This is a genomic window from Constrictibacter sp. MBR-5 (assembly GCF_040549485.1).
Classification (GTDB): Bacteria; Pseudomonadota; Alphaproteobacteria; order JAJUGE01; family JAJUGE01; genus Constrictibacter.
This window is the reverse complement of record NZ_JBEPTK010000003.1, coordinates 222,549-239,444: the sequence shown is the minus strand read 5'-3', so window position 1 is coordinate 239,444 and position 16,896 is coordinate 222,549. Positions and strand designations below refer to the sequence as shown.

The following is a 16,896-nucleotide window of genomic DNA, read 5'->3' as shown; positions in this document are numbered from 1 at the left end:
CGACTACGGCTCATGTTCGAGCGGATCGACATCGTCGAAGGCGACATCACGCGCCAGCAGGTCGATGCGATCGTGAACGCGGCGAACGAGAGCCTGCTGGGCGGCGGTGGCGTGGACGGTGCGATCCACCGCGCCGCCGGTCCGGAGCTGCTCGCCGAATGCCGGACCCTCGGCGGCTGCCCGACCGGCGAAGCGCGCATCACCGCCGGCTATCGGTTGCCGGCACGGCACGTCATCCACACCGTGGGCCCCGTCTGGTCGGGCGGGCGGAACGACGATCCGCTGCTGGCGTCCTGTTATCGCAATGCCCTGCGGCTCGCCGCGCGACATGACGTGCGCAGCATCGCCTTCCCGTCGATCAGCACCGGCGTCTATCGGTTCCCCTTCGACCGCGCGGCGCGGATCGCGCTGCTGACCGTCGAACACACGCTGCGCGAACTGCCGCAGATCGAGCGGGTCGTGCTGGTCTGCTTCGGCACAGAGGCCGAGCGGGACTATCGCCGGATCGCCCGGGAGTTCACCGACAGATGACCGTACGCAACCTGGACGCGGCGTTCCGGCCGCAATCGATCGTGGTCGTCGGCGCCGGCACCCGGCAGGGTTCCGTCGGCGCGGTCCTCGCCCGCAATCTCGCCCAGGCCGGGTTCCGCGGCAGCATCCGCGCCGTCCACCCGCGCGAGACGTCGATCGAGGGGCTGGAGGCGTTTCCGTCGATCGAGGCGCTGCCGGACGTCCCCGACCTCGCCGTCATTGCGACGCCGCCCGAGTCCGTGCCCGGACTGATCCGGCAACTCGGCGACAGGGGCACGCGTGCCGCCATCGTGATCACCGCCGGCTTCGGTGAAGGCGGGGGCGACGGTGGCGGAGATGGGCACCGGCTGCGCCAGGCGGTGCTCGACGCCGCGAAGCCGCATCTGCTCCGCGTCGTGGGACCGAACTGCCTGGGCGTCCTGGTGCCGGGCAGCGGGCTGGACGCCAGCTTCGCGCACATCCGGCCGCAGCGCGGCGGCGTCGCCTTCGTCGCGCAGTCGGGCGCCATGGTGACCTCGATCCTGGACTGGGCGGTGCCGCGCGGCATCGGCTTCTCGCACCTCGTCTCGCTGGGCGACATGATCGACGTCGACTTCGGTGACATGCTCGACTGGCTCGCGACCGACCGCGAGACCACGGCGATCCTGCTCTACATCGAAGCCATCACGCACTCGCGGAAGTTCATGTCGGCCGCACGCGCCGCGGCCCGGGTGAAGCCGGTGATCGCCATCAAGGCGGGCCGCTTCGCCGAGGGCGCGCGGGCGGCCTCCTCGCACACCGGCGCACTGGCCGGCGTCGATGCGGTCTACGACGCGGCGTTCGCGCGCGCCGGCATTCTGCGCGTGCGCAGCATCGAGGAGCTGTTCGGCGCGGTGGAGACGCTGGCGCGCGTCCGCGACATCGCGGGGAGCCGGCTCGGGATCCTGACGAACGGCGGCGGCATGGGCGTGATGGCGACCGACGCCCTGATCGGTGCCGGCGGAACCCTGGCGACGCTCGGTGCCGAGACGATCGAACGCCTGGATACGGTGCTGCCGCCGACCTGGTCGCGGGCGAACCCGGTGGACATCATCGGCGATGCGACGGGCGAACGCTATGCGGCCGCGCTCGACATCCTTCTCGACGATCCGGGGCTCGACGCGCTTCTCGTGCTCAACTGCCCGACGGCGGTCGCCTCCAGCGGCGATGCGGCCCAGGCCGTGGTGGATACGCTGGCGGCGCGTAAGGAAGGGCGCGGCCGGCGCCCCGTCGTGCTGACGAGCTGGGTGGGCGAGCACGCCGCGGCCGCCGGTCGCCGGCTGTTCATTCGCAGCGACGTTCCGACTTTCGCCACGCCGGAGGACGCCGTCCGCGCCTTCATGCATCTCGCCCGGCGGCGACAGCGGCGCGAACTGCTGATGGAGACGCCGCCGTCCCTGCCGGAATCCTTCGTTCCGGACCGCGGGGCGGTGCGAGCCGAACTCGAACGGGCGCTCGTGGACGGGCGGGACTGGTTGACCGAGCCGGAGGCCAAGCGCGTCCTCGCCGCCTACGGCATTCCCATCGTGGCGACGGAAACGGCGGCGACCCCGGCCGAGGCGCGCGCGGCGGCGGCGCGCATCGGCGGCGCCGTCGCGCTGAAGATCCTGTCGCCCGACATCACGCACAAGACCGACGTCCAGGGCGTCGCGCTCGATCTGGAGACACCGGCCGAGGTCGAGGCCGCGGCGCAGCGGATGCTGGAACGGGTGGCGGCGGTCCGGCCGGACGCGCGCATCGAAGGCTTCACCGTGCAGGCGATGATCCGCCGCGCCGCCGCGCACGAGGTGATCCTCGGCATGATCGAGGATCCGCAGTTCGGCCCGGTCATCCTGTTTGGCCGCGGCGGCACCATGGTCGAGATCGCCAACGACCGCGCGCTCGCCCTGCCGCCGCTCAACATGAAGCTGGCGCGCGAGCAGATCGCCGCGACGCGCATGGCGCGATGGCTCGGCGGCTACCGCGGGCGGCCGCCGGCCGACATCGACGCCATCGCCTTCTGTCTGGTGAAGCTGTCGCAGCTGGCGGCGGACTTCGCCGAGATCGTCGAGATCGACGTCAATCCCCTGCTCGCCGACGACCAGGGCGTCATCGCGGTCGACGCGCGCATGCGCGTCCGCGCGACCGCCGCCGACCCGTCGGCACGGCTGGCGATCCGGCCGTACCCGACCGAACTGGAGCAGCATGTGGCGCTGCCCAACGGGCGTACCTTCCTGCTCCGCCCGGTGCGTGCCGAGGACGAGCCGAGCTTCCACGAGATGTTCCGCCGCCTCGACCCGCAGGATATCCGGATGCGCTTCTTCGCCCCCAAGGGCCAGCTCACACATGAGGCGGCGGCCCGGCTGACGCAGATCGACTACGACCGCGAGATGGCGCTGGTCGCCGTGGAAACCGGTTCCGACGGGCAGGATACGGTCTTCGGGGTCGTGCGCATCATCTCCGACCCGGACAATGCGCGCGCCGAGTACGCCATCCTGGTCGACAGCGCGATCAAGGGCGACGGGCTTGGGCGGCTGATGATGCTGCGGATCATCGCCTATGCGCGGGCGCGCGGCATCCGCGAGATCTGGGGCGCCGTGCTGCGCGAGAACCGCAGGATGCTCGCTCTGTGCGACGAGCTGGGCTTCCGGCGCCAGCCGCACCCGGAGGAGACGAGTGCTCTCCGGGTGGTACTGGCGCTGTAGGTCACGCGTCCGGCATCACGGCGATGTCCGTCAGCGCGCCCGGCAGTCCGCCGATGACGCCGACGCCGGTCGCCTTGCCGGTTTCCAGGTCGACCGTGTAGAGCATGTCGCCTGCCGCCAGCCACGCCGTGTTGCGCCCCTGGGCGTTGGTCTGGACATCGAAGGCATAGGTCGGCGCCGCCTCGATGCCAAGCTTGCCGACGGCGGCGAGCGTGCCGTCGTTCGGCGACACCTGCTGGATCAGGGCCACGATGGTCGCGTCGATGTCGTACATCGCCGTCTTCGCCGGATTGCCGTAAGAGTTGGTATAGGCCGCCGCGGCGATGGCCGGCTTCTCGCCCGCATGCATGTCTTCCGACCGGAAGGCCAGGGTGCCGTCGGTCGTGACCTTGCCGGTGTCGACGTCGGCGCGCAGGTTGGTGCCGTCCATGCCCATGAAGCGCAGCTTGTCCGCCGCAGGGTTGAAGTCGACGATTGCTGTGGCCGAGGGCGAGGCCGGCGGCATCTTGTCCAGCTTCGACACCATCTTGGCCATTCCCGTGGCGGGATCGATGGTCACGACGGTCCCGTCTGTGGCGACCCCGTAGAGCATGCCGTTGGAGGGGCGCACGTCGATCCCGAGCAGCGGCCCGGTTCCGGTGACCTTCATCGTCCTCGCCACGGTCGGCTTCATGGTGTCGAACATGACGAGCGTTCCGCCGTCGACCAGGCCGACGACCATGGCGGCGTTCGCCGAGGCGGCGAAACCCAGCACCGTGCCGGCGGCGAGGGCGAGCTTGAGCGATTTCATGCGTGTCTCCTGAAGGGTGGCTCCGCTTCGAACCACCCTTCCGCTACACGCGGGCAGCGTCCCGTGGATGCGCTCTGCGCGTTTTTTTCTTTGCCGCTGCGTCCGGAACCGGCCGCGGCGCGTAGATCGTCTGCTGGCTTTCTGCGGGCGGGGCGCCGCGCAACGGGATGGGTCGCGTGAGAGACGGGACGACCGGGCAGTTCGACTATGCCGGTGCGATCGGACGCTGCGCTTCGGGCGACCGTGCCGCGCTCGAAGCGCTCTTCGCCGTGGAAGCGGGGCGGCTCCTCGCGGTGGCGAAGCGGTTCCTCCACCGGCGCGATCTGGCCGAAGAGGCGGTGCAGGACGCGTTCATCCAGATCTGGCGCAAGGCCGGCACCTTCGATCCGGCGCTGGGGTCGGGCCGCGGCTGGATCTACGCGATCGTCCGCAACCGGGCGCTTAACATGCTGCGCGACGGCGCCCGCGAGGATCTGGTCGGTGACGAGCATCTGGCTGCGTGGCGCGACGGCGAAAGCACCACGCGGGACGCCTTCGAGCGGCTGCCGCTGGAAAGCCGTCTGCGCCGCTGCCTCGAGGGCCTCGATGCGGAGAAGCGTTCGAGCATCCTCATGTCGTATGTCGCGGGCTATTCCCACGGTGAGATCGCGGGGCGCCTCGCCGTACCGCTCGGGACGGCGAAGGCCTGGGTCAGGCGCGGCCTGGCCGCCCTGCGGGAGTGCATGTCGTGAGCCCCGCCGAACGGAACGAGACGGCGACGCGCGCCGAAGAATATGTGCTGGGCCTGCTGACGCCGCACGAAGCGGCGGAGGTGGAGGCGCGCCTCGTCGACGATGCCGACCTGCGCACAGACGTCGCCGCGGCACGCGACCGCTTTCTCGAACTCGACCTGCATGCGGAGCCGTTGCCGGTCGATCCGGCGCTCTGGGATCGCATCGTCGCCGGGCTGGATGGCCGATCCGAAGCCGACATCGTTCCCTTCGCGCCCCCGTCGGTTCGGGCCGCCCGTCGCCGCGGGCTCTGGCAGGGCGCCTTGGCAGCGAGCGTCGCTGCCGTCCTGCTCGCGGGGGCCGCCATCCTCGGGCTGCCGTCCCTGCGCGAGCCGCCGCCGCCCATCGTCGTCGCCGTCCTGCTCGATCCGGACACCAACAATCCCGGAGCGGTCGTGGAAGCGTTCGCCGACGACCGGGTGCGCATCGTCCCGCTGGCGGACATCCCGATTCCGGAAGGCCGCATCCTGCAGGTCTGGACCCTGCCCGACGCCGAGACGGGACCCGTCTCGCTCGGCCTGATGCCCCAGGCGCAGCTGACGAGCCTGCTGGGTCCCGACCTGCCGCGGCCGCAGGCGCGCCAGCTCTACGAGATCACGCTGGAGCCGGCGGGCGGCTCGCCGACCGGCCGGCCGACGGGGCCGATCCTCTACAAGGGCTTCGCGGAGCCGACGCGCTGACCGTCCTGCGGGGCCGCCTCGAGCACCAGAAGGCGCACGGTATCACCGAAGAACAGCTGTCGCCGGACGATGCGCAGCCCGGCCACGGGGATGGCCTCCTCGGTCCCGGCGTCGTAGCGTGCGGCGAAGGCCCAGTGAAGCCAGGGCGAGAGCAGCCGCATGCCGAGCCGTACCAGCGGCTTTTCGGAGAGTCCGTAGTCGAGCAGCAGGATGCGCCCGCCCGGCGCGCAGACCCGGCGCAACTCGCGCAACGCCTCGGCCTGCCGGTCGCGCGGCAGGCAGCACATCGTATAGGTGGCGGTGACGGTATCGAAGGCGCCGTCGGGCAGGCCGTTGGCGAACACGTCACGCTCCAGGAGCGTGACCGTGCGCCCCTGCCGCTCGGCCCGCTTTCCGGCGCGCCGCAGCATGGCCGGGCTGTTGTCGATTCCGACCGCCTCGCTGTCCTCCGGGTAGAACGGGATATTGCAGCCGGTGCCGACGCCGACGTCCAGCAGGCGGCCACGGGCGCGGGCGAACACCTCGCGCCGCAGGCGCCGCTTCCAGGTGAGCTCGTAGATGCCGTCGAGGAGATCGTAAACGCCCGCCATGCGTTCATAGGTGTGGCGGCTCGATCCGGCGGTCGAGCCGTCCGCCGTGCCCGGGTGACCCGTCTGCATCGCGTCGCTTCCATGCGCCAGCATTCGACGAGGCGAAGCTAGCGGCGTGGTGCGACAGGCGGGTGTCCGCCGTACGACAGGTTCGTGACCGGTGGTCCGGTTCGTGCACTCGCCAGCTCGGAATCGGCCGCCTCGGGGAAGCGGGCGGCGTCGCGATATCCCGCCCGTCCCGTCGACATGCAGCCCACGGGGAATTGTAGCGTGCCAGAAACCGAAGCCGACCCGGCCGTAGAAACCGGTTATGCACCCGTCTCTCTGTCGCTCGCGGAGCGGTCCCGCGACCTCTGGCCGGCCCTGGAGGCGGCGCAGTTCGCACGCATCGTCAACCGGGACCCGCCGTCGGGCGACGCGCAGGATGATGCGATGCGGCGCTTCATCGCCATCTTCGCGGAACTGGCCGAGAGTTGGGAGACCGTGCCTGTCGCAAGCCGCGTGCCGGCCCTGGACGGCATCAACCGCTATCTGGTCAGCATGCGGGAAAACGGCATCTACGTGCATGCCGCCGCCGTCGAGTGCGCCTTCTCCTCGGAGGGAAATGCCGCGCAGTCGTTCCCGATGGCGGTGCTGAACCTGGGGCGCGACGGCCTTCCCGTCGTCACGCTGATGATTCCGCAGTCGATCGACGTCACCGGCAGGTGACAACCGCCGGGGCTTGAGGCAGTCTCCGCGGCCACCGGAGAACAAGGCCCATGATACCGCAGTCCCAGACGAAGGCGCGCAACGAGGCGACCCTGCGCAGGATCGTGCTCGACATGCCCAGGCAGAAGATCGGCGAGGTGTCCCGCCTCGGCATGGGCAAGCCGGAAACGATTCCCCTCTGGTACGGCGAGTCGGACATCCCGACGCCCGCCTTCATCTGCGACGCCGCCGCCGCGGCCCTGCGCGAGGGACGGACCTTCTACACGCACAAGCGCGGCCTGCCGGAACTGCGTTCGGCGCTCGCCAGCTATATGAGCGGCCTCTACGGCACGACGATCGACATGGAGCGCGTGACCGTGACCATGTCGGGGATGGCCGCGATCTCGCTGGCGATGAACGCGATCCTCGATCCGGGCGACAATGCGGTGAACGTCACGCCGGTCTGGCCGAACTGCATCAGCGCGGCGGAATCGCGGGGAGCGGAAGCCCGCCGCGTGCCGCTCGACCTGGAGAACGGCGTCTGGCGCCTGGACCTGGACCGGCTGTTCGCCACCTGCGACGACCGTACCCGCATCATCTTCATCAACTCGCCGGGCAATCCGACCGGCTGGACGATGGACCGCGCCCAGCAGCAGGCCGTCCTGGACTTCGCGCGCGCCAACGGCATCTGGATCATCGCCGACGAGGTGTATGCGCGGATCGTCTACGACGGCAACGTGGCACCTTCCTTCCTGGAGATCGCCGAGCCCGACGACCCGCTGCTGGTCATCAACAGCTTCTCCAAGACGTGGGCGATGACCGGCTGGCGGGTGGGTTGGCTGACGCACCCGGCCGGCATCGGCGAGTATCTGACGAGCCTGATCGAGTACACGACCGCGGCGGTCTCGGAGTTCACCCAGATCGCCGGGCTGGCCGCGGTCACCCAGGGCGAGCCCTTCGTCAACGAGATGCGCGAGAAGTTCCGGCGCGGCAAGGACGCGGTGGTGCCGCGCCTGCGCACCATACCGGGGGTGACGATCGACGAGCCGCGGGCGGCGTTCTACGCCTTCTTCCGCGTCGCCGGCGTCGAGGATACGCTCGAATACTGCAAGCGGCTCTACCGCGAGACCAATGTCGGGATCGCGCCGGGCGCGGCGTTCGGACCCGAGGGCGAAGGCTGGCTGCGGCTCTGCTTCGCGAGCGACGTCGACCGGCTGTCCATCGCCATGGACAGGCTGGAGCAGTTCATGGCCGCAAACCGCTGACGGGGGCGGATGCCGCCCGATAGGGCGGCTCCAGCTCCGTCAGGCGGGCAGCCTCGCGGCAGTCGGCGCCGCGCCCACGGCGAGCGTCGGAACGGCACGCATCTCGTCCAGCGGGCGGTCGACCCATACGTCGATCTCGCTCATGCGTCCGTAGACGCGCCGCGGCCCGATGGCCGTCATTCCCGCGAGCACGCTCTCGCCGGCCTGGGCGCGCGCGGCGGCCGCGAGTTCCTCGCTGATGACGAGCCGGCAGCCGAGTTCGCGGGTCAGCGTCTCCAGACGGCTGGCGACGTTCACGACATCGCCCAGCACGGCGTATTCGAGGCGCCGGTCGGAGCCGATGTTGCCGAGCACCGCCTCGCCATAGTGGATTCCGACCGAAAGACGGATCGGCGCCTCGCCGTCGGCGGTCCGCTCGTCGTTCCAGGCGTCGATGGCGCGGAGCATCGCCCGGCCCGCGGCCAGGGCGTTCGCGGCGTCCTGCGGCCCCGGCTCCGGCGTTCCGAACGTCGCCATGACGCCGTCGCCGAGAAACTTGTCGAGGGTTCCTTCGTGTTCGAACACGGCGGTCTCCAGCCGCCCGTGCAGGCCGCGCAGCAGGCCGATCACCGTGGTCGGCGCCGCCCCTTCGGTCATTCGCGTGAAGCCGACCACGTCGGCGAACAGTACGGCCACGCGGCTGGCACCATACTCGTGCAGCATCTGCTGGCCGCCCGTCAGCCGCGCGACGGTGCCCGGCGCGAAATAGCGGGCGAGGGCCGCCCGGTCGCGCGCCGCGGCGGCCTGCCGGATGATCAGGCGCCGCCCGCGGGCGACGGCCACCGACGCGATGGCGGCGACCAGCATCAGGATGACCGCATCCTGTCCGACCCGATAGAGGTCGACATAGAAGGGATCCAGCCGCACCGCGAGGTAGGCGCTCACGTCCGGCAGCAGGTCGTCCACCACCACAAGGGAATCCGGCAGGTTCGCCAGATAGACGCCGCCGACCATCCAGGCGGCCGCGGCGCAGGCGCCCGCCCAGAGGGTGAGCGACGGCATGTAGCTGAAGCCGGTGACGGCGATGAGGATGTAGAAATAGACCGAGAGGCCGTCGCGCAGCGACATCTGCGCCGGCAGGTAGGGCGAACCGAAATAGGTCCACCCGAACATCGCGCCCGCCATCAGGCAGACGTCGATCAGGACCGTCAGATAGGCGAAGACGACGGACCGCGAGCGCCGCCGCAGGGCGTAGTGCGCCATGCCGTTGAGCGCGACCAGTCCCATGATCCCGATGACGAAGACGGTGACCATGCCGGTCGTCGCGAACAGGGCCCATACGCTGGTGACCGCCAGCGCGGCGAGCCGCGCTATCGTCGCGACCTTGAGGCCCCACACCTCCGCGGCCCGGAAGGCGAGATCGATCTCCGGGTCCGCCTGCGGTCTCGCCATGCGCCGCTGTCGCCTCAGCCGAGCCGCTCGGGTCCGACCCGGACGACCATCTTGCCGAAATTGTCGCCCTTGAAGAGGCCGAGGAAGGCCTCGGGCGAGCGGTCGAGGCCGTCATAGACGGTCTCCTTCCACTTCACCTTGCCCGCACGGATCCAACCGCCGACGTCGCGCTGGAAATCGCCGATGCGCTCGGCATGGTCGGACACGATGAACCCCTGCATGCGCAGCCGCTTGCCGACCACCAGGAAGAGGTTGTGCGGACCGGGCTGCGGTTTGCCGTCCGCGTCGTTGTAGCGGCTGATCATGCCGCAGGCGGCGATGCGGCCGTGCATGTTCATCAGGTTGAGCGCCGCGACCAGATGCTCGCCGCCGACATTCTCGAAATAGACGTCGATGCCGTCGGGGCAGTGCTGCGCCACCGCGGCTTCCAGGTCGCCGCAGGTCTTGTAGTTCACCGCCGCGTCCACCCCGGCCTCGTCCAGCAGCCAGCGGCACTTCTCGTCCGACCCGGCCGAGCCGACGACGCGGCATCCCTTGATCTTGGCGATCTGGCAGACCAGCGCGCCCACGGCACCGGACGCGGCCGAGACGAACACCGTCTCGCCGGGCTTGGGCTGGCCGATGTCGAGCAGGCCGACATAGGCGGTCATCCCCGGCATGCCGAGCACGCCGATCCAGGCCGGCAGCGGCGCCAGGTCGGGATCGACCTGCAGCAGGCCCTTGCCGTCGGCGACGTGATACTCCTTCCAGCCGCCGCCGAAGCCGGCGACATAGGCGCCCTTCTCGAAGCGGCCGCCCTTGGACTCCATGACCTCGCCGACGAAGCGGCCGTCCATCGCCTTGCCCAGTTCGAAGGGCGGCGCGTAGCTCTTACGGTCGGACATCCGCCCGCGCATGTACGGGTCGACCGACATGTGGACGGTGCGGATCAGCATCTGGCCGTCGCCCGGCACGGGCATCGGCACCTCCGCGATCTCGAAATCGGTCGCCTGGGGCATGCCCTGCGGCCGGCTCTTCAGGCGAACCTCGCGCACGGTCTTCGGCAGTGGCGTCATGTCGGTGTCTCCGTTTCGTCTCGCCGCGTACATAGTGTCCTGCGTAACGCTTGTCGCGGCCATCGCGGTCGCAGGTCGCCGGCCGTGTCCGCCGGTCATGTTCGCCGTGCATCGTCGCACTGCTGCGCCGCGGGTGCACAGGGCCTCCCCGCAAGTGCTAGAGAACGCGCGGTCTGTGCGGGAGCGATGATGTCCGAGGCAACGGGAGCGGCGGTCGACGCGGCGGGGGGAATCCGCTTCGAGGGGGTCGTGCTCGCGCGCGGCGACCGCGCCGTGTTCGAGGGGTTGACCCTCGACCTGTCGGAGCGGCGGATCGGCCTGATCGGGGACAACGGCTCGGGCAAGAGTTCGCTGCTGCGGCTGGCCAACGGCCTGCTGCTGCCGGACGAAGGGCGTGTCCTCGTCGGCGGGCGCGATACGGCCGCGCACCGCCGCGCGCTGCCGGCGGACGTCGGCTTCGTCTTCCAGAATCCCGACCACCAGATCCTGTTTCCGACGGTGGCCGAGGAGGTGGGGTTCGGTCTTTCCGAGGCCGGCTTGCGTCGCGACGCCGTCGCCGCCAGGGTCGCGGATCTGCTCGCCGCGCATGGCTGCGCCGGCTGGGAGGATCGCGCCATCCACGAACTGTCGGAGGGTCAGAAGCAGCTCGTCTGCATTCTCGCCGTCATCGCGCCGGAGCCGCGCTTCCTCCTGCTCGACGAGCCATTCGCGAGCCTCGACCTGTCGACGCGCTTCGCCCTCGGCGCCCGGCTCGCGGCGCTGCCGCAGCGCATGGTCATGGCCAGCCACGACCTCGACCTGCTCGCCGGGTTCGACCGGGTCGTCTGGCTGGAACAGGGTGCGGTGCGCGCGGACGGGCCGCCCGGAGACGTGATCGCCGCCTACCGGGACCACGCCCGGCGCCGCGCCGCGGCGGAACTGCCGTCGTGATCTCGACCTATCTGGCCCGGCGCACCTGGCTTCACCGCGTCCCGGCCGGTGCCAAGCTCGCCGCACTGGCGGTCGCCAGCACGGCGCTGCTCCCCGTGGAGGGTGCAGGATGGCTCGGGGTCGCCTTCGCCGGCACGCTCGCCCTCTATGCCTCCGCCGGACGGCAGGCGCTTCGCCACATCGCGCTCCTGCGGCCGCTGCTGCCGCTGCTCGCCGTCATCGGGCTGCTGCACGGACTGACCGGCGCGTGGATCGACGGGCTGACCGCCGTGCTTCGCCTCGTCACGATGGTGCTGCTGGCGAACCTCGTCACCATGACGACGACGATGCAGGCCTTGATGGATGCCGTGGTGCCGCTGCTGCGGCCGCTCCGGGTCGTCGGGCTCAATCCGAAGAAGCTGGGGCTGGCGGTGGCGCTCGTGGTGCGCTTCGTGCCCGTGCTTCTGTCCAACTGGGACCTGCGCTGCGAGGCGTGGCGGGCGCGCACCGGGCGGCGGCCGTCGTGGCGGCTGCTTGTGCCCTTCATGGCGGAGACGCTACGACTGGCCGATCAGGTGGCGGACGCGCTCGACGCCCGAGGTTTCGACGCCCAGGGTTTCGACGCGCACCGCGGCCAGCCCACCCCCAGACGTTAGAGGTTCCCGCGTGGAAACACGGTCCATCGCCCGCATCGCGCTCTTCGCCGCGATCATCGCCGCTCTCGGCCTGCTCCCCCGCATCGACCTGCCGCTCGCCGGCGGCGTGCCGATCACCGCCCAGACGCTGGGCGTGATGCTGGCCGGCGTCGTCCTCGGCGCCCGTCAGGGGGCGCTCGCGGTGCTGCTGTTCGTCTTCGTCGTGGCGCTGGGCGCTCCCTTCCTCGCCGGCGGCCGCGGCGGGCTCGGCGTGTTCTTCGGGCCGTCCGCCGGCTTCCTGGTCGGCTTCATCCCCGGCGCGTTCGTGTGCGGCCTCGTGGCGCGCCGGCTGGCCGGCCTGCCGGTCTTCGTCGGGTCGGCCGTGGCGGCCGTCATCGGCGGCGTCATCGTCATCTATGCCTTCGGCATACCGGTCCTGGCGTGGAAGGCCGGCATGACGCTGGTGCAGGCGGCCATCGCCAGCAGCACCTTCCTGCCCGGCGACATGCTGAAGGCGATCGCGACGGGCCTCGTCGCGGCCGGCCTGCGCAAGGCGATGCCGGCACCCCGCCGAGCCTAGTCCCATGGCGGGCGTCACGTCCCGGATTCCGGCGCATGCCGACGCGCGGCCCGAGCGGCCGGCGCTCCGGGTCGGCGACGACGTTTTGACCTGGGGCGAACTCGCTGCGGCGCTCGACCGCCTGGCGGCGCACGTCGCCGCGTGCGTTCCGGCCGGCGGCGGTGTCGCGCTGCACCTGCCGACCGGCCCGGCGCTGGCGCTGCTCGTGCTCGCCGTCGCCCATGCCGGGCGCGAGGCGCAGGTGCTCGACCCAGACTGGCCCGCGGCGACGGTCGACGCGGTGCTGGACGCCCTGGCGCCGGCGCTGCTCGTCACCGGGTCGCCGCATCGGGGCGGGCCGAAGGCGATCCGCCTCGACGATCACCTGCCGTTCGCCGCCGTGGCGGACGCCGTCGGTGCGCCCCTCCGCTACCAACGCCCGGCGGAGCCCGCCGACCGGTCGCGCTTCTATGTCGGCTTCACCTCGGGCTCGACGGGCCGGCCGAAGGGCTACGGCCGCGACCATCGCTCGTGGACCGAGAGTTTCGCCGGCGACGCGGTCGAATTCGGCATCGGTCCGCAGGACGTGGTCGTGGCGCCGGGCACGCTGACGCATTCGCTGTTCCTCTATGCGCTGATGCAGGGCCTGCACGCCGGCGCCACCGTCATCCTGTCCACCGGCTTTCGGCCCGCTTCCGTCCTGCGCCAAGTCCGCACCCATGAGGCCACGGTCCTCTACGGCGTGCCCACCCACCTGCGGCTGGTGCTCGAGGCGGCGGCGGGGCACGCACCGTGTCCCAGCCTGCGCTGGATCCTGTCCTCCGGCGCCAAATGGGCCGCGGACGCCCTTCCCGCCCTGCGCCGCGCCTTCCCGAACGCCCGCTTCGCCGAGTTCTACGGCGCCTCCGAGCTCAGCTTCGTGACCGTGGCGAAGGACGGCGAGCCCGTGCCGCCGGGCTCGGTCGGGCGCGCCTTCCACGGCGTAGACCTGACCGTCCGCGACCGCCTCGGCCGGCGTCTGCCGCGCGGACGCACGGGCCTCGTCTTCGTCGACAGCCCGCTCGTCTTCTCCGGCTACGTCCTCGCCGACGGTGACGACGTGCTGCGGGCGGGACAGGCGATGTCCGTCGGCGACGTCGGCCATCTCGACGCCGACGGCTATCTCCACCTGGTCGGACGCGCCAGACGGATGATCGTCGCTGCCGGCCGGAACGTGCATCCCGAAGCGGTCGAGCGGGTGCTCGAAGCGCATCCGGCCGTCGCCACCGCCGGCGTCTTCGGCGTCGCCGACGCGGTGCGCGGCGAACGGCTCGCGGCCCTCGTGTCGCTCCGCTCCGGACAGGCGGCGACCGCGGCCGGCCTGATCGCCCATGCGCGGGCGCTGCTACCGCCCTACAAGGTTCCCCGCCGCTACGGCGTCGTGCGTGACTGGCCGCTGACGCCCTCCGGCAAAACGGACTTCGCCGCGCTGCAGGACCGCTGGGCGGCCGGCGCGTACGAGCCGCTGCCGTGACCGGTGCGGTCATCGCCGGCGCGTGCCGGACGGCGGTGGCGCCGCGCGGCGGTGCCTTCCGGGCGATCGAGGCCTGGGACCTCGCCGCCGCGCCGATCCGCGCGCTGCTCGCCAACACGGGCATGCCCGCCGGCGATGTGGACGCGGTCATCCTCGGCAATGCGCTCTACGGCGGCGGCAATCCGGCCCGCCTCGCCCTCCTCGCCGCGGGCATTCCCGAGGACCAGCCGGCGCTGACCGTCGACAGCCAGTGCTGCGCCGGCCTCGATGCCATCGCCCTCGCCGCCGCGCGCATCCGCGCCGGCGAGGCGGACGTCGTCGTCGCCGGCGGGGTCGAGAGCTTCAGCCGCGCGCCGGAACGGCGCTACCGGCCGCCGACGCCGGGCGAGCCGTCGGTGCCATACGACCGGCCGCCCTTCTCGCCCTGGCCGGCGCGCGATCCCGACATGATCCCGGCCGCCGCCGACCTCGCCCGCGTCTGCGGCATCACGCGGGCGCTGCAGGAGGACTATGCGATCGCCAGCCATGCCGCGGCGCGTGCCGCACCGCCGTCGCCCGGCGAGATCGTCGATCTCGCGGGCCTGACCCGGGACGCCTTCGCCCGGCGGCTCACACCTGCCCTCTGCGCCCGCCTGCCCGCGCTGGCCGGGGATGCCGGGCATGCCGTCACGGCGGCGACCGTCGCGGTCGAGGCGGACGCCGCCGCCGTCGTGCTGGTGGTGTCCGACCGGGTCGCCGCCCGGCTGAACCCGCACGGCCGAACGGTTCGCATCGCAGGGACGGCGAGCGCCGGGGGGGACCCCGCCATGCCCGGCCTGGCGCCTATCGCCGCCAGCCGGCGGCTTCTCGACCGTTGCGGCATCGCGCCGGGCGACGTGAGCGTCGCCGAAGTGATGGAAGCCTTCGCCGTCCAGGCCATCGCCTGCATCGAGGGCATCGGCCTCGATCCCGCCCGGGTCAACCGCGGCGGCGGCGCGCTCGCCCGCGGCCACCCGATCGGCGCGTCCGGCGCCATCCTCGCCGTGCGGCTCTGGCATGAGTTGCAGACGACGCCGCCCGGCAGCCTCGGCCTCGCCACCATCGCCGCCGCGGGCGGTCTCGGGTCGGCGATGCTGCTCGAAGGCTGACTCAGCGTGACGTGGTCACCGGCGGCAGGTTGGCGGGATCGAACGGAATCGGGCGCTCGATGACGACGCCCGCCGGGGTGACGGCGCAGACGCAGCAGGCCACCTCGACGCCGCGGGCCAGGGCGCGCGCCATGGCGGCGGCGAAGGCCGGGTCGAGGTCGGTGGCGAGGCGCAGGCGGTCGCAGTCTGCGCGCTGGACGACGAACAGCACGACGGCGCGGCAGCCCTGCTCGGCCATGTTGCCGAGCTCGTCCAGGTGGCGCGCGCCACGGGCGGTGACGCAGTCGGGAAACTCGGCCCATCCGACGCCGCCCCCCTGGTCGTTCCGGTCGTCGCCGTGGCCGTCGCGGCGCAGGTGGACGTTCTTGATCTCGACATAGCAGGGCGGCCGGTCCGGTGCGGTCAGGACCAGGTCGACCCGCGAGCGCAGGCCGTAGCGCACCTCGCGGCGCACCTCCGCATATCCGGACAGAACCGGGAGGCGGTCGGCGGCGAGCGCCTCCTCCACCAGGCGGTTCGGCCGGTTGGCGTTGATCCCGACCAGCGTGCCGTCGGCCTCGACCAGCTCCCAGCCCAGGCGCAGCTTCGCCTTCGGATTGACCGCCGGCAGCAGCCAGACCGGGGCCGCCGACGCCAGCAGCCCCATCATCGCCCCGGGATTCGGGCAGTGCACCGTCTCCACCCCGCCCTCGGCCAGCTCGACGTCGGCGAGGAAGCGCTTGTAGCGCCGGACCAGCCGGCCGCGGATCAGCGGGACGGCGTAGAGCACGCGGTCAGCCGTGCCCGCGCAGGATCCCGAGCAGGGTCGCGTCGAACGCCGCGGGCGTCTCGTACTGCACCCAGTGGCCGGAGTCCGGGACCACCTCGAACGGCGCGTCGGGCTGTATCGAGCGCAGCAGGTCGCAGCGCTCCTGGGTGTAGGGATGGGTCGTGCCGTCCAACTCGCCCCAGATGCCGGCGAGCTTCGCCTTCACGCTCGGCAGCACCTGCGCCAGGGACGCGGTGCGCGAGATGTAACGGCTCTTCACGACGGCGCGCATCGTGTTGGTCATCTGCATGTAGAGCGCAACGTCGTCCACCGTCCCGGGGTGGGCGACCATCAGGATCTCCAGGTTGCGCCGGTGCAGTTCGGCGAGCTTCTCGCCGCTCATGTCGGGACGCCACGTCACGAGGTCCTGCATGTGGCCACGCTTGAGCCCCAGGCCGCCGGCGCCGACCAGGGTGAGGCTGCGCACGCGCTCGCCGAGCAGCGCCGCGGCGTGGCCCGCCATGACGGCGCCGTAGGAGAAACCGACCAGATCGAACGGTCCCGGCGGCAGGACCGTCTCCAATCCCTCGGCGACGACCTTCCCCATGGCGTGCGGATCCCGCGGCTCCGGCGGCGGGGCCGATTCGCCCAGTCCCGGCAGGTCGGCGGCGAACACCGTGTAGTGCTGTGACAGCGGCAGCACGTTGCGGAACCAGTGGAGCCACGAGCCGTAGCCGCCGTGGAACAGCACCAGCGGCGGCTTGCTGCCGTCACCCCAACGGTGCCACAGCATCTCCCCGTTGCCGCATGGCGACCCCAGCCGCACCGACTGCGCCTCGACGCGCGCGATCTGCTCCAAGGCGCGCGCACGCAGCGCCTCCAGTTCCTGGCTCATCCGCTCGGT

General features: G+C 71.6%; 17 protein-coding genes. 11 read left to right on the top strand and 6 right to left on the bottom strand.

All coding sequences use genetic code 11. The features are described from left to right. Positions 1-12 precede the first annotated feature (12 nt). On the top strand, positions 13-531 hold the full coding sequence (locus tag ABIE65_RS08135; protein WP_354076981.1) for an O-acetyl-ADP-ribose deacetylase: 519 nt from the start codon (positions 13-15) through the stop codon (positions 529-531). Further along, positions 528-3,233 (top strand): bifunctional acetate--CoA ligase family protein/GNAT family N-acetyltransferase, encoded by a 2,706-nt coding sequence (locus tag ABIE65_RS08130; RefSeq protein WP_354076979.1) that lies wholly within the window; start codon positions 528-530, stop codon positions 3,231-3,233. Before ABIE65_RS08135 ends, ABIE65_RS08130 begins: the two co-directional genes overlap by 4 nt. A gap of 1 nt (position 3,234) precedes the next feature. On the opposite strand, the gene ABIE65_RS08125 is transcribed toward ABIE65_RS08130, so the two are convergent. Continuing rightward, on the bottom strand, positions 3,235-4,023 hold the full coding sequence (locus ABIE65_RS08125; RefSeq protein ID WP_354076977.1) for a DUF4394 domain-containing protein: 789 nt from the start codon (positions 4,021-4,023) through the stop codon (positions 3,235-3,237). 176 nt (positions 4,024-4,199) lie between these two features. Here ABIE65_RS08125 and ABIE65_RS08120 point away from each other — a divergent pair, with 176 nt between their 5' ends. Continuing rightward, complete coding sequence (locus ABIE65_RS08120) at positions 4,200-4,754, top strand: sigma-70 family RNA polymerase sigma factor (protein WP_354076975.1); 555 nt, start codon at positions 4,200-4,202, stop codon at positions 4,752-4,754. After that, on the top strand, positions 4,751-5,473 hold the full coding sequence (locus ABIE65_RS08115) for an anti-sigma factor (protein ID WP_354076973.1): 723 nt from the start codon (positions 4,751-4,753) through the stop codon (positions 5,471-5,473). Before ABIE65_RS08120 ends, ABIE65_RS08115 begins: the two co-directional genes overlap by 4 nt. On the opposite strand, the gene ABIE65_RS08110 is transcribed toward ABIE65_RS08115, so the two are convergent. After that, entirely contained in the window at positions 5,443-6,132 is a 690-nt protein-coding gene (locus tag ABIE65_RS08110; RefSeq protein WP_354076971.1) for a class I SAM-dependent methyltransferase, read from the bottom strand. The two genes, ABIE65_RS08115 and ABIE65_RS08110, sit on opposite strands and share 31 nt — an antisense overlap. Before the next feature lie 201 nt (positions 6,133-6,333). Here ABIE65_RS08110 and ABIE65_RS08105 point away from each other — a divergent pair, with 201 nt between their 5' ends. Both ABIE65_RS08105 and ABIE65_RS08100 read left to right on the top strand, forming a co-directional pair. Continuing rightward, the gene (locus ABIE65_RS08105) at positions 6,334-6,771 is read left to right on the top strand and encodes a hypothetical protein (protein WP_354076969.1); all 438 of its coding nucleotides are present in this window, start codon (positions 6,334-6,336) and stop codon (positions 6,769-6,771) included. A gap of 50 nt (positions 6,772-6,821) precedes the next feature. Continuing rightward, on the top strand, positions 6,822-8,015 hold the full coding sequence (locus ABIE65_RS08100) for a pyridoxal phosphate-dependent aminotransferase (protein WP_354076968.1): 1,194 nt from the start codon (positions 6,822-6,824) through the stop codon (positions 8,013-8,015). A gap of 39 nt (positions 8,016-8,054) precedes the next feature. On the opposite strand, the gene ABIE65_RS08095 is transcribed toward ABIE65_RS08100, so the two are convergent. Both ABIE65_RS08095 and ABIE65_RS08090 read right to left on the bottom strand, forming a co-directional pair. Then, a complete protein-coding gene (locus ABIE65_RS08095; RefSeq protein ID WP_354076966.1) occupies positions 8,055-9,446 on the bottom strand; it encodes an adenylate/guanylate cyclase domain-containing protein in 1,392 nt (463 codons plus the stop codon). A 14-nt stretch (positions 9,447-9,460) separates the two neighbouring features. Then, complete coding sequence (locus tag ABIE65_RS08090; RefSeq protein ID WP_354076965.1) at positions 9,461-10,501, bottom strand: NADP-dependent oxidoreductase; 1,041 nt, start codon at positions 10,499-10,501, stop codon at positions 9,461-9,463. A gap of 189 nt (positions 10,502-10,690) precedes the next feature. Between ABIE65_RS08090 and ABIE65_RS08085 the strand changes: the two genes are divergently transcribed. From ABIE65_RS08085 to ABIE65_RS08065, 5 genes are read left to right on the top strand one after another with little or no spacing between them, the layout of a single operon-like run. Next, positions 10,691-11,431, top strand: coding sequence for an energy-coupling factor ABC transporter ATP-binding protein (locus tag ABIE65_RS08085; RefSeq protein WP_354076963.1), 741 nt, complete (start codon positions 10,691-10,693; stop codon positions 11,429-11,431). Beyond that, positions 11,428-12,066, top strand: coding sequence for an energy-coupling factor transporter transmembrane component T family protein (locus ABIE65_RS08080; RefSeq protein ID WP_354076961.1), 639 nt, complete (start codon positions 11,428-11,430; stop codon positions 12,064-12,066). The genes ABIE65_RS08085 and ABIE65_RS08080 overlap by 4 nt, the downstream gene beginning before the upstream one ends. Before the next feature lie 10 nt (positions 12,067-12,076). Further along, positions 12,077-12,625 (top strand): biotin transporter BioY, encoded by a 549-nt coding sequence (locus tag ABIE65_RS08075; protein ID WP_354076959.1) that lies wholly within the window; start codon positions 12,077-12,079, stop codon positions 12,623-12,625. Between the two features lie 4 nt (positions 12,626-12,629). Beyond that, the gene (locus tag ABIE65_RS08070; protein ID WP_354076957.1) at positions 12,630-14,117 is read left to right on the top strand and encodes an AMP-binding protein; all 1,488 of its coding nucleotides are present in this window, start codon (positions 12,630-12,632) and stop codon (positions 14,115-14,117) included. Then, positions 14,114-15,244, top strand: a complete 1,131-nt coding sequence (locus ABIE65_RS08065) for an acetyl-CoA C-acyltransferase (protein ID WP_354076955.1) — start codon at positions 14,114-14,116, stop codon at positions 15,242-15,244. The genes ABIE65_RS08070 and ABIE65_RS08065 overlap by 4 nt, the downstream gene beginning before the upstream one ends. A 1-nt stretch (position 15,245) precedes the next feature. Here the strand turns inward: ABIE65_RS08065 and sfsA are convergent, their stop codons facing one another. Further along, entirely contained in the window at positions 15,246-16,013 is a 768-nt protein-coding gene (gene sfsA, locus ABIE65_RS08060; RefSeq protein ID WP_354076953.1) for a DNA/RNA nuclease SfsA, read from the bottom strand. A gap of 4 nt (positions 16,014-16,017) precedes the next feature. Further along, a complete protein-coding gene (locus ABIE65_RS08055; RefSeq protein WP_354076951.1) occupies positions 16,018-16,887 on the bottom strand; it encodes an alpha/beta fold hydrolase in 870 nt (289 codons plus the stop codon). Between the last annotated feature and the right edge of the window lie 9 nt (positions 16,888-16,896).